A 19,985-nucleotide genomic window follows, 5' to 3' on the forward strand; every position below is an offset into this window, starting at 1 on the left:
AGGGCAAGGGGCGGCCGCACCCGGATCGCGCCGGGCCGCCCGCCGGGACCGGCCACCCGTACGGCGTCACGGACGGGTCGGCGGGTGTCATGAGTGGGAGGGTGGATACGCGGAGGGGGACTGCTGCCGCCCACTGCTCAGGGAGTGACCGTGACCTCGTGCGACCGACGTGATCTGGGACTGTTGCTGCTCCGGCTGGGAACCGGGGGCGTGCTGGCCGCGCACGGCGCGCAGAAGCTGTTCGGCTGGTTCGGCGGGCACGGCATCGAGGGCACCGGGCAGTACATGGAGTCGGTCGGTTACGCGCCGGGGAAGGCGAGTGCGACGGCGGCGGGCCTGGCCGAGGCGGGCGGCGGCACCCTGCTGGCGCTGGGTCTGGCGACCCCGGCGGCGGGTGCGGCGGCGGCCGGGGCCATGGCGGGGGCGGCGGCGGTGAACACGCCCCGAGGCTTCTTCAACCAGAGCGGCGGCTACGAGTACCCGGCGGCGCTGGGCCTGACCGCGGCCGGCCTCGCGGTCGCGGGCCCGGGCCGTCTCTCCCTGGATCACGCGCTCGGGCACGCCGTGGACCGCGGCTGGATGGTTCCGGCGGCGCTCGGCGTGACGGCCGCGGTGACGACACTGGTGGTGGGGGCACGCGCCAGGCGGCTGCGCACGGCGAAGGAGGGCGAGCAGGAAGCCCTGTTCGAAACGCCGGAGCCGTAGCGACGGCGCAGCCGCGGGGCGGTACGTCACCTGGCCGCAGGCCGGCGAAGCCGCGGACACCACCCGGCCGCGGGCGTGACGCGCCGCACGTACCGTGCGTACCGCGCGGCGCGGGCGCGACCCGCAGTCGTAGGGGCGGCGCCGGCCGCACGCGCGGCGGGGCCGCAGACACCGCGTATCGCGGGCACGACGGGCCGCAGGCACCCCGGTCCCAGGCACCCCCGGCCGCAGGCACCCCGGCTCCAGGCACCCCCGGCCCCAGGCACCCCCGGCCGCAGGCGCCGTGGGCGGTGGGCGGTTGCGGGAGCGGGGCGGGAGCGGGGCGGGGCGTGGCAGGCTGCGGGTATGACTGATCGGCAGTTGCCCGCGCCCGCGGATCTGTGGGCCTCCATCGACGAGTTGTGGACCTGGCTGGACGCGCACCGCGCCCACGACGGCGAGCAGGGCCTGCTCCTGCGGATGCTGAAGCTGTCCGAGGAGGTCGGCGAGGTCGCCCAGGCGGTGATCGGCGCGACCGGGCAGAACCCGCGCAAGGGCATCACCCACACGTGGGACGACGTGCAGGGCGAGCTCTGCGATGTCGTGATCACCGCGCTGGTGGTGCTGCGCACCCTGACGCCGCAGGCGAGGGAGGTGTTCGGGGAGCATCTGGCCCGGGTGGTGGCGCGGTCGCTGGGCGGCGGACCGACCGGAGCGCCTGAGCGGTGACAGGACGCGGCCCCGGACACCGTCGCGTCACTGGGACGGTGTCCGGGGCCGCGTCGCCTCCGGGCCCTCGCGTTGCGTGCGGCGCCTCACTCCACTCCGGTCAGGCAGCGCTCCTCGAACTCCTGGTACGCCGCGTGGTCGGCGGTCCGGGAGCTGGTGACCGTACCGAGCCAGCCGAGGAGGAAGCCGGCCGGGACGGAGACGATCCCCGGGTTCTGCAGGGGGAACCAGGCGAAGTCCGCCGAGGGCAGCAGCGACGTCGGCGCGGAGGACACCAGCGGGCTGAAGACGACCAGCAGGAGCGAGCAGCCGAGCCCGCCGTAGAGGGCGAACAGCGCGCCGCGCGCGGTGAAGCGGGACCAGAACAGCGTGTACAGGATGGTCGGCACCACGGACGACGCCGCGATGGCGAAGGCCAGGAAGGCGAGCGAGGCCGCGTTCCAGTCCCAGGCCAGCAGGGCGATGAGGATGCCCAGGACGCCGACCGCGCCCACCGACACCCGTGCCACGGCGACTTCCTGACGGTCCCTCACCCGGCCCCGGCGGAGGACGTGCGCGTACACGTCGTGGGCCAGCGCGGAGGCCGCCGCCAGCGTGACGCCCGCGGCCACCGACAGGATCGTGGCGAAGACCAGGCAGGAGAAGGCCGCCATCAGCAGGGTGCCGCCCACCGACTGCGCGAGCAGCAGCACCGCGGAGTTGCCGGTGGGGTCGCCGGCCCTGACGTTGTCGGTGCCGACGATCGCCGCCGTGCCCAGGCCCAGGACGCCGACCGCCAGGCAGACGGCGCCCACCAGGCCGACCGTCCACAGCACCGCCGTACGCAACTGGCGGGTGCCGGCCGGGGACAGCAGGCGCATGACGATGTGCGGGAGGCCGCCCACGCCCAGCGCCATGGACAGCGCGAGCGAGAAGAAGTCCAGCTTGCTGACGGTGCTGGCCCCGAACCGCAGGCCGGGCCGCAGATAGGCGTCCCCGTGACCGCTGTTCGCGGCGGCCGCGCCGAGCAGGTCGTCGCCGCTCCATGTGAAGCGCGTCAGCACCAGCACGACGGCCACCGCGACCACGACCACCAGCAGCACCGTCTTGGCGATCTGGATGAACGTGGTGCCGGGCATCCCGCCGACCGCGACGTAGAAGACCACCAGGCAGCCGACGGTGGTCACGCACAGGGCGCGCGCCGCGCTCCCGGGCATGCCGGTGAACTGGGCCAGCAGGGCGACGCTCGCCACGAGCTGGGCCACCAGGTAGAGGATGGACACCACCAGGGCGCAGATCCCGACGGCGAGCCGGACCGGCCGCTGCGCGTCCCGCATCCGCAGCGCGACGGTGTCGCCGAGGGTGAACAGGCCGGTGTTGCGCAGCGGTTCGGCGATCAGCAGCAGGACCATGATCCAGCCGATGGCGGTGCCCACCAGGTACAGCAGGCCGTCGTAGCCGGTGAGGCAGACCAGGCCGGTGCTGCCCAGCAGCGTCGCGGCCGAGATGTAGTCGCCGCACATCGCCATGCCGTGCCGCAGCGGCGACAGTCTGCGGCTGCCGAGGTAGAACTCGCCGAGCTCGTCGCGGTGCGGACTGGTGATGATGGCGGTGAACATGGTGACGGCCAGGAAGACCAGGAACAGCACCAGCGGCAGCCGCAGTTGGCTGAGGGACATGGCCCCGGCGGCGTAGGCGGTCACCGCTCGCCTCTTCTCGCGTCCGTCCGGTCCCGCTGCGCGCGCACCTCGTCGGCCAGCGGGTCGAACCGGTTGCGCATGTGCCGGTCGTAGCGCCACGCGGTGAGGAACAGGGCCGCGAACAGCGCCAGAGCCAGGGTCAGTCCGAAGGTGAGGTGTCCCAGCAGCGGAACGGCCATCAGCCCGGGCACGACGCCGGACAGCAGGACGAGCAGCAGATGTCCGCCGATGACGGTGACCGCGGCCGGTACCGCGAACGAGCGCCGGATACGGCGCAGTTCGCTCAGATCCCGCGGGTCGCGCAAGTCCCGCGGGTCGCGCAAGTCCCGCGGGTCGCGCAAGTCGCGTGGATCGCGCAGGTCGCCCAGGTCGCGCGGGGTGCGCGGGTCCCGCAGGTCGCCCAGGTCGCGCGGGGTGCGCGGGTCCCGCAGGTCGCGCGGGTCCGCGGGCGGCGGCCCGGGTCGGGCCGCCGCCCGCGGGACGCCGCCCGGCTCGCGGTGCGCGGCGGGCTGGGGATAGGGGTGGTGGCCGTTCACAGCGCCACCGCCGCGAGGGCCGAGCGCATCCGGTCGGAGACCTCGGCGACCGTCCCCATCGCGTCGACGTGCACCAGCAGGTCCCGGTCCGTGTACCACCGCAGCAGCGGCACGGTCTGCTCCGCGTACACCGCGAGGCGCCGCAGCACGGTCTCCTCGGTGTCGTCGGCGCGCCGGACGAGGGCGCCCTCGCACCCGTCGCACCGGTCCGGGACGCGGGGCGGCGAGAACACGGTGTGCACGGTGGTCCCGCACGCCGGGCACAGGCGACGGCCCGTCAGCCGCTGCACGATCTCGTCGTCCGGCATGTCGAAGGCGAGCACCGCGTCGAGCACGGTGCCGTCCTCCCCCAGCGCCTCCTGGAGCAGCTCGGCCTGCCGGACGGTCCGGGGGAAGCCGTCGAGCAGGAAACCGTCCGCCGCGTCGGGTTCGCGCAGGCGCTGCGTGACGAGGGCCGTGGTCAGCTCGTCGGGCACCAGCTCGCCCGCCTGCGTGTGCTGCCGGACCAGCTCGCCCAGCTCGGACCCCCGGCCGATCTCGGCGCGGAACAGGTCCCCGCTGGAGATCGCCGGGACGGACAGCAGGTCGGCCAGGACGCGGGCCTGGGTGCCCTTGCCCGCGCCCGGTGGGCCGATCAGAACGATGCGCATCTCAGTTCCCGTGTGTCGTGGTCAGTCTTCGGCCGGGGCGGCCGGCAGCTTCGCCTGGATCAGGTCCATGACGCCGGAGTCGGTGAGCGTGGTGACGTCTCCGAGCTGGCGGTTCTCGGCGACGTCGCGCAGCAGGCGGCGCATGATCTTGCCGGAGCGGGTCTTGGGCAGCTCCGCCACGGGCAGGATGCGCTTCGGCTTGGCGATCGGGCCGAGCGTGGCGCCGACGTGGTTGCGCAGTTCGGCGACGAGGGCGTCGTCCTCCTCGATCGCGCCGCGCAGGATCACGAAGGCGACGATCGCCTGCCCGGTCGTCTCGTCGGTCGCGCCGACGACGGCCGCCTCCGCCACCGCCGGGTGCGACACCAGCGCCGACTCGACCTCGGTGGTGGAGATGTTGTGCCCGGACACGACCATCACGTCGTCGACCCGGCCCAGCAGCCAGATGTCGCCGTCCTCGTCGCGCTTCGCGCCGTCGCCGGCGAAGTAGCGGCCCGGGAAGCGGGACCAGTAGGTGTCGATGAACCGCTGGTCGTCGCCCCAGATGGTGCGCAGCATCGACGGCCACGGCTCGGTGATCACCAGGTAGCCGCCGGAGCCGTTCGGGACCTCGTTCGCCTCGTCGTCGACGACGGTGGCGGAGATGCCCGGCAGCGGTGTCTGCGCGGAGCCCGGCTTGGTCTCCGTCACGCCGGGCAGCGGCGAGATCATCATGCCGCCGGTCTCGGTCTGCCACCAGGTGTCCACGATCGGGCAGCGGCCGCCGCCGATGTGCTCGCGGTACCAGACCCACGCCTCCGGGTTGATCGGCTCGCCGCAGCTGCCCAGCACCCGCAGGGAGGACAGGTCGAACTTGGCGGGCAGGTGCTCGCCCCACTTCATGAACGTGCGGATCGCGGTGGGCGCCGTGTACATGAGGGTCACGCCGTACTTCTCGACGATCTCCCAGAAGCGGCCCTGGTGCGGGGTGTCCGGCGTGCCCTCGTACAGCACCTGCGTCGCGCCGTTGGCCAGCGGCCCGTAGACGATGTAGGAGTGGCCGGTGACCCAGCCGATGTCGGCGGTGCACCAGTAGACGTCGGTCTCCGGCTTGAGGTCGAAGACGGCGTGGTGGGTGTACGCGACCTGGGTGAGGTAGCCGCCGGAGGTGTGCAGGATGCCCTTCGGCTTCCCCGTCGTACCGGACGTGTACAGGATGAACAGCGGGTGCTCCGCCTCGAACGCCTCCGGCGTGTGCTCGGCGGACTGCCGGCCGACGGCCTCGTGCCACCACACGTCCCGGCCCTCGGTCCAGCCGACCTCCTGGCCGGTGCGCCGGACGACCAGCACCTTCTCCACGCCGCCGGTGCGGCCGAGCGCCTCGTCCACGGCGGGCTTGAGCGCGGTCGCCTTGCCGCGGCGGAAACCGCCGTCGGAGGTGATGACCACGCGGGCGTCTGCGTCCTGGATGCGGGTGGCGATGGCGTCGGCGGAGAAGCCGCCGAAGACGACCGAGTGCGCGGCGCCGATGCGGGCGCAGGCCAGCATGGCGACGACGGCCTCGGGGATCATGGGCAGGTAGACGGCGACCCGGTCGCCCGCGCCGACACCGAGTTCGGTGAGCGCGTTCGCGGCCCGGGAGACCTCGTCCTTCAGCTCGGCGTAGGTGATGGCGCGGCTGTCACCGGGCTCGCCCTCGAAGTGGATGGCGACCCGGTCGCCGAGGCCCGCCTCGACGTGCCGGTCGACGCAGTTGTACGCGACGTTCAGCCGGCCGTCCTGGAACCACTTGGCGAACGGCGGGTTCGACCAGTCCAGCGTCTCGGTGGGCTCCTCGGCCCAGCTCAGCCGACGGGCCTGCGCGGCCCAGAAACCGAGCCGGTCGGCGTCGGCCTGCGTGTACGCCTCGGCGGTGGCGTTGGCGTTCGCGGCCAGGTCGGCGGGCGGCGCGAAGCGGCGCTCCTCCTTGAGCAGGTTGGCCAGGCTCTCGTTGCTCATGATGGCTCCCTCGTGGGCTCTCGGGCGGTCGGCAGGCGGCAGGCGGCAGGCGGCAGGCGGCAGGCGGCAGGCGGCAGGCGGCAGGGGTCGGCGGTCAGCGGTCGGCGGTCAGGCCGAGAACGGCCACGTCGGCAGGGACTTGGTCTTCCAGGTGGCGTTGGCCACCCCGGCGAAGGAGCCGTACCAGGCGAGCAGCGCGGTCACCAGGCCGGCCCAGCCGCCCGCCTGGCTCAGCTCCGGAGCCTGTCCCAGCGCTCCGGCGGTGAGCAGCACGAAGGTCACCGACAGCACCGAGAACACGGCGAGCAGCAGGCCGCTGATCCGGGCGGTGACGACCGTCATGTAGACCGTGAAGATCGTCCAGGCCAGCAGGAACAGGCCGGTCGCCTGGTAGGCGTGGGCCGCGGGCAGCTTCGGGGCGATGAACTGGACGTAGGCCGCGAAGGACAGCCAGAACGAGCCGTACGACGTGAACGCCAGCGCGCCGAAGGTGTTGTTCTTGCGGAACTCCCACATGCCGGCGAGGAGTTGGGCGATGCCGCCGTACCACAGGGCGATCGGCAGGACCACGGCCTCCAGGGAGCGGTCCGCGATCAGTCCGGAGTTGAAGACGGAGAGCACGAAGGTGGTGAGGGCGAAGCCCGCCAGGCCCAGCGGGCCGGGGTCGGCGATCTGCGGGCGCTGCGCCTCGGGCGCGGCCGGGGCCGGCTCGAGCGGGGCGAACGGGGCGGCGGTGCGCTCGTCGGTGACGGGCGTCTGGATCTGGGTCATGGCGCGCTCCTCGGGTCTGGGTGCCCGCTCGGCGCGGGTCCTCGGGCGGGGTGGTGCGTGCGCCGCCCGCTGCGGCGGACGGTCACGGAAGCCGGGGCGTGCGGTGTGCGGCTCGCGGTGCACGGTGTGCGGCTTCCTGCGGGGTACGGCTGACGTCTTGCGCTGTGCGGCTTGCGGCTTGTGGTGTGCGGCCGACGTCTTGCGTGGTGCGGGGTGCGGGGTGCGGGGTACGGCTGACGTCCTGGGTGGTGCGGGGTGCGGCTGACGTCCTGGGTGGTGCGGGGTACGGCTGACGTCCTGGGTGGTGCGGGGTGTGCGGCTTGCGGTGTGCGTTGGTGCGGCGCGTGCACGGCGCGGGTCCGGCTGTGCGGGTGTGCGGGTGTGCAGCGGGCGGCGGCCGGCTCGGGGTCGGGGCCGGGACGCGGTTGCCCGCAGGCTGAGGCGCGGGGCGTCCGGCTGCCGCTCCCGGTCAGGGAGCGCGGCTTGGCGGCCGGGCGATCCGTCGTTGTCTCGCTCTGGCCGGTTACTGTGCGGCACCCGCGGCGCGGCGGGGAGTCCCCGTGCGGGACTTGTCGATCAGTGGTGCCCGTCGCGCGACGGACGGACCCGGTCGCGGGACGAACGGTCGTCCGTCGCCGCCGAGCGGTGGGCGGTATCCGCGTCCAGCGCCTCCGGCAGATGCAGCCGCGCCAGCATCACCGAGGTCCCCGCGGGAATCCTGCCGGGCGTGGCCAGGGACACGCCCACCATGGTCAGGAACGCCGCCGGGACGCTCCACGCGGCGGGCCCGGCGAGCAGGACGCCGGTCCAGCCCGGCCCGGCCGCTTCCAGCAGCGTGACCGTCATCGCCGTCACCGACAGCCCGCCGCCGACCAGCATCCCGGCGACGGCTCCGGCCGGGGTCAGCCGCCGCCACCAGATGCCCAGCACCAGCAGCGGGCAGAAGGTGGAGGCGGCCACCGAGAAGATCAGCCCGATCTCGTGGGCCACCGACACGCCGCTCTCCGACAGCAGCAGCGCGATGGCGCAGGGCGCGAGCACGGCCAGCGCGGAGGCCCGGCGGAAGCCGCGCACGTCCCCGCCGAGGAGGTCCTGCGAGAGCACGGCGGCCACCGACAGGGCCAGCCCGGAACAGGTCGACAGGAAGGCGGCGAAGGCGCCCGCCACCACCAGCGCCGTCAGCAGCTGGCCCCCGGTGCCGGGCACCAGCCGTCCGGGCAGCAGCAGCACCACGGCGTCCGCCCGGTCGGCGGACGCCAGGCCGGGGGCGTAGAGGCGTCCCAGTCCGCCGTACAGCTCGGGCAGCAGGTAGAAGGCGCCGAGCAGGCCGAGGACGCCCACCGTCGTACGGCGGGCCGCCCGGCCGTCGGGGTTGGTGTAGAAGCGGGCGATGACGTGCGGCAGGCCCATCGCCCCGAGGAACGTGGCCACCATCAGCGAGTACACCGTGTACAGCGCCTGCCCGCCCTGGCCGGGCTCCGGGCCGGCGGCCGGCGCGGGCGCGGCGGGCGGGCTGCCGGACGGGTGCCAGACGCCCTGCCAGACGAGCAGCAGGGCGACCGCCGGGACGGCGAGCGCGGCCAGCTTCACCCAGAACTGGACGGCCTGCACGAGCGTGACGCTGCGCATGCCTCCGGCGACCACGCTCACCAGCACGACCGCCGTCACCAGTACCGCCCCCGTCCAGGCGGGCGCGCCCACGGCCGCGTGCAGGGCCAGTCCCGCGCCCTGGAGCTGCGGAACCTGGTAGAGCCAGCCGATGAGCACCACGAAGGCGGTGGCCGTCCGCCGCACCCCCAGGGAGCCCAGGCGCGCCTCGGCGAAGTCGGAGACGGTGTAGGCGCCCGACCTGCGCAGCGGCGCGGCGACCAGGACGAGCAGGACCAGATAGCCGGCCGTGTACCCGATGCCGTACCAGAGCATGGTGGAGCCGTAGACCACCAGCAGGCCGGCGATGCCCAGGTAGGAGGCGGCCGAGAGGTACTCGCCGCTGACCGCGGACGCGTTGCGCAGCGGCGATACGGTGCGGGAGGCGACGTAGAAGTCCGGGGTGGAGCGGGCCCGCAGCCCGTAGGCGCCGACGGCGACCGTGAGGGCGACGACCAGCAGGACGGCGATGAGGTTCGCGGCTGTGCTCATGAGCGGTGGACGTGCTCGACGAAGTCGCGTTCGTGCCGCTCGGCCCGGCGCACGTAGCAGGCGCCGGCCGCCACCAGCAGCGCGTACACCGGCAGCCCCAGGACCAGCCAGGGCAGGCCGATCCCCCACAGCCGCACCCCGTGCGCCGCGCCCGGGTGCCCGAGCAGCAGCGGCAGACCGACCAGCGGCAGGCCGACCGCGCCGCACACCAGCAGCGCCAGCCGGAGCTGGGTGCGCATCAGCGCCTTGACGTACACCTCGCCGAGCGGGGTCTGCTCGTGGACGTCGCGCACGGCGGCGTCGCGCCGGCCGGGGCGGGCGGCGCGGGTGCGCGGGTGGGTGACGGTCACCCGCGGGGCCGGCTCAGCCATCGGTGGTCCCTCGTGATCTCGGCGGGCCGGACGGGCGCAGCAACAGTTCCCGCAGCCTGCGGTTGCTGCGGCGGGCGACCGGCAGCACGGCGCCGGCCACGCGGACCGACAGCCGTCCGGAGTCGGCCAGCAGTTCCTCGATGTGCCCGGTGGCGACGAGGTGCCGGCGGTGCACGCGCACGAACCCGGCGTCCTGCCACTGTTCCTCCAGGCTGGACAGCGGCATCCGCAGCAGGCAGCTGCCGGATTCCAGGTGCAGGCGCACGTAGTCGCCGCACGCCTCCACGTGCCGCACCTCGGAGCGCCGGACGAACCGGGTCACCCCGGACAGCTCCACGGCGATCGTCTCGTCGTCGGCGGGGGCGGGCCGTGCGGGGGCGGGGGTGGGCGAGGGGGTGGGCGACGGCGCGACGGGTCCGGGGCGCGCGGGGGTGGGGGTACGGCCCGCGGCGGCCGGTTCGCGGCTCCCGGAGGCGGATTCCGGACCGGCGTCGGAGCCGGGGCCGGGGCCGGAGCCGGGGCCGGGGCCGGAGCCGGGGCCGGGTTCGGACGCGGCCGTTTCCGCCCGCCGCTCGGCGATGCGCCGGACGGTCTCGGCCAGCCGCTGGGCGCGCACGGGCTTGAGCAGGTAGTCCAGGGCGCGCACCTCGAAGGCGTGGACGGCGAAGTCGTCGTAGGCGGTGACGAACACCACCGGGGGCGGTTCGGCGAACCGGGACAGGACCCTGGCCACCTCAAGACCGTCCAGTCCGGGCATGCGCACGTCGAGGAAGACGGCGTCCACGGGCTTGTCCTCGCGCAGCGCGCGGTCCAGCGCCAGCAGCGCGGCGGCGCCGTCCGCCGCGGACTCCACGGGGCCGACGCCCGGATTCAGGCCGAGCAGATAGACGAGTTCCTCCAGGGCGTGCGGTTCGTCGTCGGCCACCAGGATGCGCAGCATGGGTGAGTGTGTACATTTCCCGCACAGCGGGTCAATCTCCCAGCCTATGTGGCATTCACCACATACGAGAGCGGGTACCGCTCACCTGAGCGCGCCGAACCCCTCACCCGGCCGTTCCCCGCCCCCCGCCGGGGCCGTCACCCCGGCCCGGTACTTCGGCACGCGGATGCGCACCTTGGTGCCCGCGCCGGGCGCGGTCTCGACCACCAGCCCGTACGCGTCCCCGTACACCTGCCGCAGCCTGGCGTCGACGTTGCCCAGCCCCACGCCGCCCCCCGACCCGGCGGACCCGGACCTTCCGGCGCCGCCGGCGGTCAGGATCCGCCGCAGCTCCTCCGGGTCCATGCCCACCCCGTCGTCCTCGACGGTGATGTGCGCCTCGGCGCCCGCGTCCCAGGCGAGCACCGTGATCTTCCCGGGCCCGGTGCGGCCCTCGAAACCGTGCCGTACGGCGTTCTCCACCAGCGGCTGCACGCACAGGAACGGCACCGCGACCGGCAGCACCTCCGGCGCGGCCTGCACGTCGACGCGCAGCCGGTCCCCGAAGCGGGCCTGCTCCAGCACCAGGTACTGGCCGATCGAGCGGAACTCCTCCGCCAGTGTCGTGAACTCGCCGTGGCGGCGGAACGAGTAGCGCGTGAAGTCGGCGAAGTCGAGCAGCAGTTCGCGGGCCCGCTCCGGGTCGGTGCGCACCAGCGAGGCGATCGCGGTGAGCGCGTTGCAGGAGAAGTGCGGGGAGATCTGGGCGCGCAACGCCCGCAGCTCGGCCTCCACCAGGCGGGTACGGGAGCGGTGCAGTTCGGCCAGTTCCAGTTGCCCGGACGTCCAGCGGGCCACCTCGCCGGTCGCCCGGACCAGGCCCGCCGACACGCCGGGGGCGTACGCGAGCAGCGCACCCTCGACCCGGTCCTCCACCACCAGCGGCGCGACGACGGCCTCCCGCAGCTCGCAGCCCACCTCGCCGCACCAGACCCGGTCGGCCTTCACCACGGCGGTCCCGCCGCCGGCCAGCACGTCAGCGGCCAGCTCCACCGCCGCCGCGCCGTGGTGCTTCCCGGCACCGTCCCAGGCGAGCAGCCGCCCGGTGTCGGCGACGGCCAGCGCCGGCACCCCCAGCAGCTCCCGCAGATGCCGCGCGGCCGCCCCGGCCGACGCCTCGGTCAGCCCCCCGCGCAGCGCCGGGGCCGCGAGGGAGGCCCGGTGCAGCGCCTCGAACGCCGCCTGCCCGGCCCGCCCGTCGAACCCGACGTGCCGCCGCAGCCATCGCCGATGGCCGAATATGCCCGTCATGGCGGACACGGTAACCCTGGGGATTCATGAGCGTGAACGCGTCATGGGCATTTCATGCGTACCGCGCGTGGAAACGTGGCGAGGCCCGGGAGTCGTATCCAGCTCCCGGGCCTCTGGGGATGCCACCCATTTGCGTACGCCGGCGGCGTTTAAGAGGACGGATCAGTCATCAGGCCGTCGCGTTCTTCCTTTGAACTACCGCACCGCGAGAGGTGCAGGCGAGAGTCGAACTCGCATCCGACGGCGTTCGTCCGTCCCCGGTCGCGCCGGCGATCGGCGGCGAATGCTGAAGCTTGAGCGAGAGTCTGAGATTGAAGCGGCTCGCCTCTTCCGGTTGGGCTACCCCGGCCCGTGGTGGTGCTGGTGCCGGGGGGAGGATTCGAACCTCCACTGTCGACCGCGTCTTCAGGCTGAACGTCAGTTTCAGCTTGCGCTCGTCACGCGGGCCGGTCCTCAATCCGGCCCGCGCCTGGGGCGCACCCCCGCGCTCGCACGCGGGGGCGATCAGTATGCCGCCCGCCGCCCGTGACGGGCGGGGGCGGGCTGCGGCGTCAGCCGAACAGGTAGCCGAACACCGCCTCACCGACGCGCTGGTCGGCGACCTCGGCGCCGTTGGCCTCCTCGCGGGCGAACTTGACGGCCTGCTGGAGCTTCTCGATCCGCTCCACCAGCTCGTTGACCCGCCGAGCGGGCAGCGCCCCGGAGAATTTCACGGTCGTCCAGTACCCGATGGGCACGTCCTCGTAGTACACCTCGACCTGCGCCGGGTGCTTCTCGGTCGCCTCGGCCTTGACGTGGTTGCGCGGGACCTTCTTGGTCCGGATGGTGCGGACCGGGTCCGTCTTCCACCAGTCCGTCGACGGGTCCAGCGACCAGGACTCGGCGGCGTCCAGCACGGGCAGCTTCTTCACGAAGGCGTGCAGGTCGGTGAGCTGCTTCTCCAGGAAGAGGAGATGGCCGACCGGGACCTCCGCGAGGACCGTCCGCCCGTCGACGGAGACGTCCGCGCGGGCGGTGCAGTTGGCCCAGTCCTTGGTGGCGGTGACGTCGAACAGACGGGTCAGCGACGCGGCCGTCTCGCGCAGCACGTCCTCGGCCTTGACCTGCACCCGCGTGGACTCCGGCGGCAGCTGCTCGCCCTCTTCGTCCTTCGGCTGGTACGTACGCGAGATACCGGCCAGCAGAGCCGGCTTCTGCACCTTCTGGTGAGCCGCGGTGACATCCTGCACCGACTTGCTCTTGACGCCCTTTTCGACAGCGATGATCTGATTGAGCTTCGCCACTGGGTCCCCCCTTCGAACAAGAGAAACGTACGCACCGCCCGTCGTCGACTGCCAATGGTTTTCGCCCGGTTGACGTGCGCTCGCGCGCTGAGGTCCGACGGGCGGCCGCATCGACGCCGGGGCGATCTCGGGGGATCATGTCGGCGGGAAGGCACTCTCTGGAGGGGGCGGGCAGTGGTGGGACGAAGGATCGGACCTGGCGTGCTCGCGGCCGTGTCCGCCGTGGCGGCGGCCGCGTCGGCGTGCACCCCCAACTCCCAGCAGGCGTGCGCCGGCTGGGGCGTCGAGTCGGAGATCAGCCTGATGTTCCTCCAGGAGGGGTACACCGGCCTCGCAGGAGCCTCGTACGAGCTGTGCGCACGGGGCAGGTGTACCGACGGCGAACTCAAGCAGGAGGACCTCACCCGAGTGCACCTCCGCCTCCCCGAGGACGCCGATCCGCACAGCGGCCCGGTCCGGTTCCGGGTCACCCGCCGGGGAAGCGACAGCCCCGTGATCGACGCCTCCTCCGACGTACGCCTCACCTACCAGTCCGACAACTGCGGCGGCGGCGCCTACAACCGGAGCCTCGCCTTCACCAAGGCCGACGGCCTGACGACGAAGATCCCGCCGAGCGTGACGGCGGCGTGGCGCCACCAGGCCGAGGCGCCGGACTCACCGTCTCCGTCGGCCTGACCTGGCGGCCCGCGAGTGGGTCAGCGCCCGACGGCGAACCGCACGAACGCGGCCCACTCCGAGCGCGGGAAGGCGAGTTGTGCTCGGGCCGGCACCTTGGAGTCGCGGATGTGGACGGCACCGGGTGTGACGGCGGCTTCGAGGCATTCGCCGCCCTCGTTGCCGCTGTAGCTGCTCTTGAACCAGGCGAGGGGAACGGATTCCGCAGCACTCATAGCTCTGCCACCATCTTCTCGATCAAGGCAAGGGACTCCTGCATCGTAAGCGCCTGCGCCCTGATGCTTCCGTACCGTGCGGCCAGGATTCGAACTTCCTCGGCGTCCGTGACCAGTCGGCTGGAGCTCTGCGCCTCGACATATCCCAATTGCGACTTCCCCTTGGGGGTCAGCAAGATGAAGGAGCCGCCCATCCCCGCGTGCTGGGTGCGTTCGGTCGGCATGACCTGCAGTTCCACGTTGCGCAGCCGGGCCAGTCGGAGCAGTTGGTCCAACTGCTCCCTGTGAACGTCCCGATCGCCCAGCGGACGCCGGAAGACCACCTCCTCGACGACAGCCGTGATCATGGGCGGGGGCCACTGAGTGAGAATGTCCTGCCTCGCCAGCCGAGAAGCCACCCGTTGCTCCACCAACTCCTCTTCCAGCAAAGGCTTGCGCATCTCGTACAAGGCCCGAATCCGTCGTTCGGTCTGGAACAAGCCCGGCACGTCATGGCAGTTGTAGAAGTTGATCTCAACGGCCTCCCGCTCCAACCGCGCATAGTCCCGGAACCACGCCGGATGCCGGACCCGCGCCTTCGCCTTGGCCCGCTCGACGTCCTCGATCGTGGCGCGCAGCAACCCGCCCGCGCCCAGCAGTTCGTCCGCCGCCTCCAGGAACTCCCGCTGCGGCGTCCGCCTCCCCCGTTCCAGCGAGGAGACGAGGTCCTCGCTGTACCCGAGCCGGTCCCCCAGCTCCCGCTGCGTGAACCCGGCCCGTTCCCGGAGCAGCTTGACCTGCTTGCCCACCGCCCGCATCAGGTCACCGCTCAACTCGGCCTCGTCGTAGGCCCCTTGCGTCTCATCCGCCACTTCGGACACGACTGCCCCCTTTCCCAGGTCACCACCGACACCCCGCACGCGACACTTTCCGTGTCGGTACAGGCACCCTCCGTACTGATGGATGTGCTGGTCAGAGTAGAGCGAGCCGACCACGCTCGGTGACGTGAAGACGCAGATCTCCCCCCTTCGATTCAGCCAGCTCCTCAGCTCCACCCCGCGCGGCGCCCGCCTGGCCCGTCTGCTGACCGTGCAGCAGCTCGACGCGTGGGGCTGGCCACCGGCCTGCACGGTGAGCGAGTCCGCCGCGCTCGTCGTCGCCGAACTGACCGCGAACGCGGTGACCCATGGCCGGGCGCAGGGCCGGGGGTTCCGGCTCACGCTCACCGTCGGGGCGTCCGACGGTGACACCCTCCGTGTCGAGGTCACCGACCCCCGGGGCGACCGCGCGCCCCGGCCCCGTACGACCGCACCCGAGCCCGTCGCCGATTCCGGCCGCGGCCTGCTCCTCGTCGAAGCCCTCGCCATGAGCTGGGGATGGGAGCCCTGGCCGCCCTCCGGGAAGACCGTGTGGGCACGCCTCCCGCTCCACTGACAGGGCGGGATTCGGACAGCGCGTGGTCGGACCGGAGCGGCGGCTGCGCCGTTCGGCCCTGTCCCGATTGCCGCCGTCGCGGTGACCCTCTGTGATGATTCATGACTTTCCGATCACTCGGGGACGAATCTTCCGGAGGCATCAGTGACATTCCGTCAATGGAGTGCGGCCCTGGTCGCGACGACCGGCCTCGCCGGCGGCGCGCTGCTCGGCGCACCCTCGTCCGCGGCCGCGGCCACGGACACCCAGGACCGGGTCGCCGACCGGCCCATGACGCAACAGCAGAAGGCCGCCGGAGGGGTGGGCGACTCGAACGACTTGGGTTACCCGGGCTCGGACACGAACCCGGCGCTGCTGCCGCACGGCGGGTCGGGGCGGGACGGCTCGCGGACGCGCTGTCTGGGGCTGGTGCCCTCGCCCTACCCGTTCGCGCACACCCCTTTCGTGTGCAACGACTGGCGGTTCGGCCCGGCCAAGCTGCCCACCAAGGGCATCCTCGGCCGGATCCTCGCCGGGTACAACCGGTTCGGCAACCTGACGCCGGTGGAGTTCCTGAACAAGTGGTGGGACCCGAGCGCGGACCTGGGCCAGGGCGACTGGAAGTACTCGCTGCTCCCGGACGACGGCTTCGACCACAACGCCCAGGGCACGCCTCTCGCGGAGGAGTACACCCTGCGAGTCGGCCAGTTGGTGGACCGCTTCGGCAACGAGTTCGGCAAGTTCCTCTCACCGGCCGGCGACGCCTACGGGAGGCGGTCCATCCCGCCGTCGGCCCTCAACACCCAGGACCCGCGTCACCCGTACGACTACGCCATGTACCGGGTGAAGAAGCCGACGCTGGTCTGCGCCGGCCCGGCCGCCCCCGGCTTCGAGCAGCCGGGGCAGGGTACGCAGTACGTGACCTCGGTCGCGGCGCAGGCGACCTACTGCCCGCACGTGAAGACCGGCGCCACGGTGGGTTCCCTGGTCAAGAGCGGCAACCTGGAACGCGCCAACTGACACGGACGGAAGAAGGGGCCGGGGCATGGATCGACGCGAACTGTGCGATGCGCTCCGCGCGGCCGGCGTCCCCGCCGGGCTGTACGAGATCGCCGACTGCCCCGCCCCGCCCGGCACGCCCCGGCCGGAGGACCGCCTCTACCTCGATCAGGACGACGGCGGCTGGGTCGTGGGCGTGCGGCAGCGCGGCGTCCGCACCGCCCTGGAGCGGTTCGACGACGAGGACCGGGCGTGCCGCAGCCTGTACGCCAGGCTGACCGACCCGGGGCCGCCGCCCGTGCCGCTCACCCCCGAGGAACGGGCGCGGCTGCGCCGCCCCTGACGCACCTCGGCCCCGGCCCCCGGTGCGTTGACCGGACCTTTCGTCGCCGCGGTGATCATGTCCCCCCTGTGCGGGTGCGCACGTCCGGGCTCGCCCTTCGGTTCGAGAGATTCGAGAGGGCGGGCACGGCAATGCCTTCGCTCCGGGCCATGCCCGAGCGAAGGCTCCCGAACAAAATCAGTCCCCGGTAGTGCTGCACGTGTCCTGAGGCGTCAGTCGTCACTGCTGCCTCGGTATCGCGCCGGCTTGCCGGGGGCCTGAACCACATCCTGTCCGAGTCACTCCGCCGACTAGACGTCCTCACCGGTTTTGTGGCTCTTTCGGTGTTGTGGTCTATCTCCCATGATGGCCGATATTCGGCACGAATCAATACCTATCGGACATTTTTCTCGACATGCGTGCAGGGAAGGCCGGGGCGGACCGCGGCCGGCCGTGCGGACGGGCCCGATGAGCGCGAGTGTGGAGAGCGGGACAGACAGCGCAAGGAGGCTGCCATGAAGCGATCGGCACCACAGCGGGCTCCCGAGATCCAGGTGGAAACCCAGGGGCGGATGCCGCCCGGAGCCGTCGAATACGCGCGGGAGAAGGTACGGGCGCTCACCGGCCGGACGCGGGAACCGGTTCTGTACGCCCGCGTCAAACTGACCCACATGGCCAACCCCGCCATGGAGCGGCCCGCGATCGCCCAGGCCAACGTGGACGTCGACGGGCGTCCGGCTCGCGCGCACGTCGCGGCCACGACCATGAGCGAGGCCGTCGACCTGTTGCAGGACCGGCTGGCCGTGCGGCTGACGCGGCTGGAGGAGCACTGGGAGGCCCGGCGGGGCAAGACACCCGTGCCACATGAGTGGCGTCACGGCAGCGAGCCCACTCACCGCCCCGACTACTTCCCGCGCCCGGCCGAGGAGCGGCAGGTCGTCCGGCACAAGTCCTACTCGCTGGCCCAGGAGTCGCCCGACGAGGCGGCCTTCGAGCTGGAGACGATGGACTACGACTTCCACCTCTTCACCGACGTGGGTACCGGAGAGGACAGCGTGCTGTACCGGGCGGGCCCGACGGGCTACCGTCTCGCCCAGGTTCATCCGCAGCCTGACCTGGTCGGCCCCGTGAACGTGCCGCTGACCTCGAGCGAGCTTCCCGCCCCCCGGATGGGCGTGGCCGAGGCGAAACAGCGGTTGGATCTCACCGGGTTCCCGTTCGTGTTCTTCGCCGACGCGACCACCGGGCGGGGAAACGTCCTGTACCACCGCTACGACGGCCATTACGGGTTGATCTCTCCCGTCGAGTAGTGGTCCGTCGGGGCGCCGACCGCCCACTCGGGAGTGGCCGTGAAACTCTCCTTCCTGGAACCTCTCTACAAGCAGTCCGGTCCTTTCGCGTCCGTCTACCTGGACACGTCCCGCGACGCCGCCCTCGAAGATCCCCATGCCGCCGTACGACTGCGCTGGCGGCGTCTTCGGGACGCGTTGGAGTCCGAGGGAGCGGACCGGGACTCCGTCGCCGCGGTGGCGGGCACCGTGGGCAGCGACATGGACGTTCCCGGCACCCACGGTCAGGCCGTGTTCACCGCCCACGGACGCCTGGCCCTGCTGGACGAGTTGCCCGCCCCGCCCGCCCGGGACACGGCGCACTTCGGGACGCTGCCGGACACCATGCCGCTGATCGTCCAGCACGCGCCGGGGATTCCGTACCTGGCGGTGCACGTGCATTACGGCGGCCGTCACTCGACGGACGCCACCGGCACCGTGCGGATCGAGGCCGAGGCGGGTGCGTGGCCGCTGACCAAGGTCACGCCGGGCCACCGCCTGGACGAGGAGATCCCGGTGGCCGACTGGGCCCGCGCCGCCGGAGAGGTCGGCCGGGAGCTGGAAGGTCACGCACGGCGCATCGACGTCGAGACGGTGGTCGTCGCCGGAGACGTCTGGGCCCGCGGCATCCTCGTCAACCGGCTCCCGGCCGCCCTGCGCGGGCAGGTCACCACCGTGACGGGCGTCGGCGAGTCCGAGGCCGGGCGGGCACTGCTGGAGCACCGCCTCGAAAGCCTCTTCGAAGGGCGCATGGCCGCGCACGACCGGGCGCTGCTGGACGCCCTGCTCGCCGAGCGGGCCCGCGACGGAGCGTCCGCGGAAGGCCTTGCGCCCGCCGTGTCGGCGCTGCAGCGCGGCAAGGTGAAGGCCCTCTTCCTCAACGACCACCCCGAGTCGCCGCTGCGCCTGTGGGTCGGTCCGAAACCCGGCCAACTCGCCCTCGCCGAACAGGAACTGCGCTCCTACGGCATACGGGAGGTCAGCGAGGAACGGGCCGACACGGCCCTGGCCCGCGCCGTCGTCGGCACAAGAGCCGAACTGGTCGTGGTGCCCGAGCAGGAGCTGCGGCTGAGCGAGGGCGTGGGCGTACTCCTGCGCTACGCCGAGCCCGCATCCGGCACCTGAGCAGGCCTCCGGGACACGGCTCGACGCCGGTCCTCCGGCCCGCGCTCAAGGTCGTACACACAGTTGGTCGTGCCGTGGAACGGGGTCGCCGCGGAACGGGGCGCCTGTCCGACCTGACGGAGGAGGCCCAGTACGACACCGGCGCCTATCCGAACTCCGTCGCTGTCGACTCCCACGGCACGGTCGCCGCGGGGGTCGTGGCGGGAGGGGAGTGCATCTACGTCTACCGCCCGGGCGAGACCGCCCCGTACCGCACGGTCGCGTTGTCCCCGGGATACGCGGATCTCCTCGACCGGGGCGTGGCCTGGGCGCCCGATGGCGACAGGCTGTTCGCCACCCGCTTCCCTTACTCGGGCGAGGTCGTTCTCCACGTCGTCACCGACATCGCCAAGGCGTCCAGCACGATCACTCTGTCCGCTCCGGCGACGAACTCCGTCGGCACGCCGGTCACCGTGACGGGGAAACTGACCTCGCTGGTCGCCTTCCCTCAGCACAGAGCGGTCACGGTGACGCGCAGCGGCGTGGAGCTGCCGGATGCGCAGGTCGGCCGGGACGGGACCTTCAGCTTCACCGACACCCCGCCCAGCTGGAACACGTATCCCCAGTACACGGTCACGTACGCGGGTGACGCCCGGCATGTGCCCGGCACGGCGACCGTCATGGTCGAGTTCGTCGACTGACCGGGCCGGGTGGGCGTCCGCCGGGGCGTGGGACGTTCCGGTACGCGCCGCCTCCTTCCGTGCGCGCTGCCTCCTGCCCCAGTGCTCGGGAAGGGCCTCCGACACAGGTCGGAGGCCTCGGCCGCCGCGGACGCCGAGACCGACCTCGACGAGGTGCTCGGCCGTTTCACGCGGCTGCGCGCGGGCGTCCGGCCGCTCGT

The 19,985-nt window shown here is 72.7% G+C and carries 21 protein-coding genes; 9 read left to right on the forward strand and 12 right to left on the reverse strand.

The window, feature by feature from the left end:
• Positions 1-150 precede the first annotated feature (150 nt).
• Both VKA29_RS08315 and VKA29_RS08320 read left to right on the forward strand, forming a co-directional pair.
• Positions 151-705 (forward strand): DoxX family membrane protein, encoded by a 555-nt coding sequence (locus tag VKA29_RS08315; RefSeq protein WP_324784594.1) that lies wholly within the window; start codon positions 151-153, stop codon positions 703-705.
• 345 nt (positions 706-1,050) lie between these two features.
• Positions 1,051-1,413 (forward strand): MazG-like family protein, encoded by a 363-nt coding sequence (locus VKA29_RS08320; protein ID WP_324784595.1) that lies wholly within the window; start codon positions 1,051-1,053, stop codon positions 1,411-1,413.
• Between the two features lie 86 nt (positions 1,414-1,499).
• On the opposite strand, the gene VKA29_RS08325 is transcribed toward VKA29_RS08320, so the two are convergent.
• The 10 genes from VKA29_RS08325 to VKA29_RS08370 form a co-directional block, all read right to left on the reverse strand.
• Complete coding sequence (locus VKA29_RS08325) at positions 1,500-3,095, reverse strand: cation acetate symporter (RefSeq protein WP_324784596.1); 1,596 nt, start codon at positions 3,093-3,095, stop codon at positions 1,500-1,502.
• Positions 3,092-3,628 (reverse strand): DUF485 domain-containing protein, encoded by a 537-nt coding sequence (locus VKA29_RS08330; RefSeq protein WP_324784597.1) that lies wholly within the window; start codon positions 3,626-3,628, stop codon positions 3,092-3,094. Before VKA29_RS08330 ends, VKA29_RS08325 begins: the two co-directional genes overlap by 4 nt.
• Complete coding sequence (locus VKA29_RS08335; RefSeq protein ID WP_324784598.1) at positions 3,625-4,278, reverse strand: adenylate kinase; 654 nt, start codon at positions 4,276-4,278, stop codon at positions 3,625-3,627. Before VKA29_RS08335 ends, VKA29_RS08330 begins: the two co-directional genes overlap by 4 nt.
• Before the next feature lie 21 nt (positions 4,279-4,299).
• A complete protein-coding gene (acs, locus tag VKA29_RS08340) occupies positions 4,300-6,255 on the reverse strand; it encodes an acetate--CoA ligase (protein ID WP_324784599.1) in 1,956 nt (651 codons plus the stop codon).
• A 108-nt stretch (positions 6,256-6,363) separates the two neighbouring features.
• A complete protein-coding gene (locus tag VKA29_RS08345) occupies positions 6,364-7,026 on the reverse strand; it encodes an acetate uptake transporter (protein WP_324784600.1) in 663 nt (220 codons plus the stop codon).
• A 576-nt stretch (positions 7,027-7,602) separates the two neighbouring features.
• Positions 7,603-9,165, reverse strand: a complete 1,563-nt coding sequence (locus VKA29_RS08350) for a cation acetate symporter (protein ID WP_324784601.1) — start codon at positions 9,163-9,165, stop codon at positions 7,603-7,605.
• On the reverse strand, positions 9,162-9,536 hold the full coding sequence (locus VKA29_RS08355; RefSeq protein WP_324784602.1) for a hypothetical protein: 375 nt from the start codon (positions 9,534-9,536) through the stop codon (positions 9,162-9,164). The genes VKA29_RS08350 and VKA29_RS08355 overlap by 4 nt, the downstream gene beginning before the upstream one ends.
• Positions 9,529-10,476 carry a response regulator transcription factor gene (locus tag VKA29_RS08360; RefSeq protein ID WP_324784603.1) on the reverse strand — a complete coding sequence of 316 codons (948 nt, stop codon included), beginning with the start codon at positions 10,474-10,476 and terminating at the stop codon, positions 9,529-9,531. The genes VKA29_RS08355 and VKA29_RS08360 overlap by 8 nt, the downstream gene beginning before the upstream one ends.
• Before the next feature lie 81 nt (positions 10,477-10,557).
• On the reverse strand, positions 10,558-11,766 hold the full coding sequence (locus tag VKA29_RS08365) for a sensor histidine kinase (RefSeq protein ID WP_324784604.1): 1,209 nt from the start codon (positions 11,764-11,766) through the stop codon (positions 10,558-10,560).
• 551 nt (positions 11,767-12,317) lie between these two features.
• Positions 12,318-13,049: a hypothetical protein gene (locus tag VKA29_RS08370; protein ID WP_324784605.1), complete on the reverse strand. Its 732-nt coding sequence runs from the start codon at positions 13,047-13,049 to the stop codon at positions 12,318-12,320.
• 201 nt (positions 13,050-13,250) lie between these two features.
• Here VKA29_RS08370 and VKA29_RS08375 point away from each other — a divergent pair, with 201 nt between their 5' ends.
• Positions 13,251-13,724, forward strand: a complete 474-nt coding sequence (locus tag VKA29_RS08375) for a hypothetical protein (RefSeq protein ID WP_324784606.1) — start codon at positions 13,251-13,253, stop codon at positions 13,722-13,724.
• Positions 13,725-13,744: 20 nt separating this feature from the next.
• Here VKA29_RS08375 and VKA29_RS08380 read toward each other — a convergent pair whose 3' ends face one another.
• Together VKA29_RS08380 and VKA29_RS08385 are read right to left on the reverse strand one after the other, a co-directional pair.
• The gene (locus tag VKA29_RS08380) at positions 13,745-13,939 is read right to left on the reverse strand and encodes a DUF397 domain-containing protein (RefSeq protein ID WP_324784607.1); all 195 of its coding nucleotides are present in this window, start codon (positions 13,937-13,939) and stop codon (positions 13,745-13,747) included.
• Positions 13,936-14,736 carry a helix-turn-helix domain-containing protein gene (locus tag VKA29_RS08385; protein WP_420718459.1) on the reverse strand — a complete coding sequence of 267 codons (801 nt, stop codon included), beginning with the start codon at positions 14,734-14,736 and terminating at the stop codon, positions 13,936-13,938. Before VKA29_RS08385 ends, VKA29_RS08380 begins: the two co-directional genes overlap by 4 nt.
• 187 nt (positions 14,737-14,923) lie before the next feature.
• On the opposite strand from VKA29_RS08385, the gene VKA29_RS08390 reads away from it, so the two are divergent.
• The 6 genes from VKA29_RS08390 (at position 14,924) to VKA29_RS08415 (ending at position 19,785) form a co-directional block, all read left to right on the forward strand.
• Positions 14,924-15,352 carry an ATP-binding protein gene (locus VKA29_RS08390; protein ID WP_324784609.1) on the forward strand — a complete coding sequence of 143 codons (429 nt, stop codon included), beginning with the start codon at positions 14,924-14,926 and terminating at the stop codon, positions 15,350-15,352.
• A gap of 144 nt (positions 15,353-15,496) precedes the next feature.
• Positions 15,497-16,351: a TNT domain-containing protein gene (locus tag VKA29_RS08395; protein ID WP_324784610.1), complete on the forward strand. Its 855-nt coding sequence runs from the start codon at positions 15,497-15,499 to the stop codon at positions 16,349-16,351.
• Between the two features lie 25 nt (positions 16,352-16,376).
• Positions 16,377-16,673 carry a hypothetical protein gene (locus VKA29_RS08400; RefSeq protein WP_324784611.1) on the forward strand — a complete coding sequence of 99 codons (297 nt, stop codon included), beginning with the start codon at positions 16,377-16,379 and terminating at the stop codon, positions 16,671-16,673.
• Positions 16,674-17,167: 494 nt separating this feature from the next.
• Entirely contained in the window at positions 17,168-17,962 is a 795-nt protein-coding gene (locus tag VKA29_RS08405; protein WP_324784612.1) for a sigma 54 modulation/S30EA ribosomal C-terminal domain-containing protein, read from the forward strand.
• 39 nt (positions 17,963-18,001) lie between these two features.
• Entirely contained in the window at positions 18,002-19,105 is a 1,104-nt protein-coding gene (locus VKA29_RS08410; protein ID WP_324784613.1) for a hypothetical protein, read from the forward strand.
• A gap of 74 nt (positions 19,106-19,179) precedes the next feature.
• Positions 19,180-19,785: a hypothetical protein gene (locus VKA29_RS08415; protein ID WP_324784614.1), complete on the forward strand. Its 606-nt coding sequence runs from the start codon at positions 19,180-19,182 to the stop codon at positions 19,783-19,785.
• Positions 19,786-19,985 lie beyond the last annotated feature (200 nt).

The sequence above is a fragment of the Streptomyces sp. H51 genome (genome assembly GCF_035656535.1).
GTDB lineage: Bacteria > Actinomycetota > Actinomycetes > Streptomycetales > Streptomycetaceae > Streptomyces.

What these genes read in the sequence shown, in the direction of transcription:
- VKA29_RS08320 (WP_324784595.1), top strand. Translation starts at nt 1,051, where the DNA reads ATGACTGATCGGCAGTTGCCCGCGCCCGCGGATCTGTGGGCCTCCATC.
- VKA29_RS08335 (WP_324784598.1), bottom strand. Translation starts at nt 4,278, where the DNA reads ATGCGCATCGTTCTGATCGGCCCACCGGGCGCGGGCAAGGGCACCCAG.
- acs (WP_324784599.1), bottom strand. Translation starts at nt 6,255, where the DNA reads ATGAGCAACGAGAGCCTGGCCAACCTGCTCAAGGAGGAGCGCCGCTTC.
- VKA29_RS08345 (WP_324784600.1), bottom strand. Translation starts at nt 7,026, where the DNA reads ATGACCCAGATCCAGACGCCCGTCACCGACGAGCGCACCGCCGCCCCG.
- VKA29_RS08350 (WP_324784601.1), bottom strand. Translation starts at nt 9,165, where the DNA reads ATGAGCACAGCCGCGAACCTCATCGCCGTCCTGCTGGTCGTCGCCCTC.
- VKA29_RS08355 (WP_324784602.1), bottom strand. Translation starts at nt 9,536, where the DNA reads ATGGCTGAGCCGGCCCCGCGGGTGACCGTCACCCACCCGCGCACCCGC.
- VKA29_RS08360 (WP_324784603.1), bottom strand. Translation starts at nt 10,476, where the DNA reads ATGCTGCGCATCCTGGTGGCCGACGACGAACCGCACGCCCTGGAGGAA.
- VKA29_RS08365 (WP_324784604.1), bottom strand. Translation starts at nt 11,766, where the DNA reads ATGACGGGCATATTCGGCCATCGGCGATGGCTGCGGCGGCACGTCGGG.
- VKA29_RS08380 (WP_324784607.1), bottom strand. Translation starts at nt 13,939, where the DNA reads ATGAGTGCTGCGGAATCCGTTCCCCTCGCCTGGTTCAAGAGCAGCTAC.
- VKA29_RS08385 (WP_420718459.1), bottom strand. Translation starts at nt 14,736, where the DNA reads ATGCGGGCGGTGGGCAAGCAGGTCAAGCTGCTCCGGGAACGGGCCGGG.
- VKA29_RS08400 (WP_324784611.1), top strand. Translation starts at nt 16,377, where the DNA reads ATGGATCGACGCGAACTGTGCGATGCGCTCCGCGCGGCCGGCGTCCCC.
- VKA29_RS08405 (WP_324784612.1), top strand. Translation starts at nt 17,168, where the DNA reads ATGAAGCGATCGGCACCACAGCGGGCTCCCGAGATCCAGGTGGAAACC.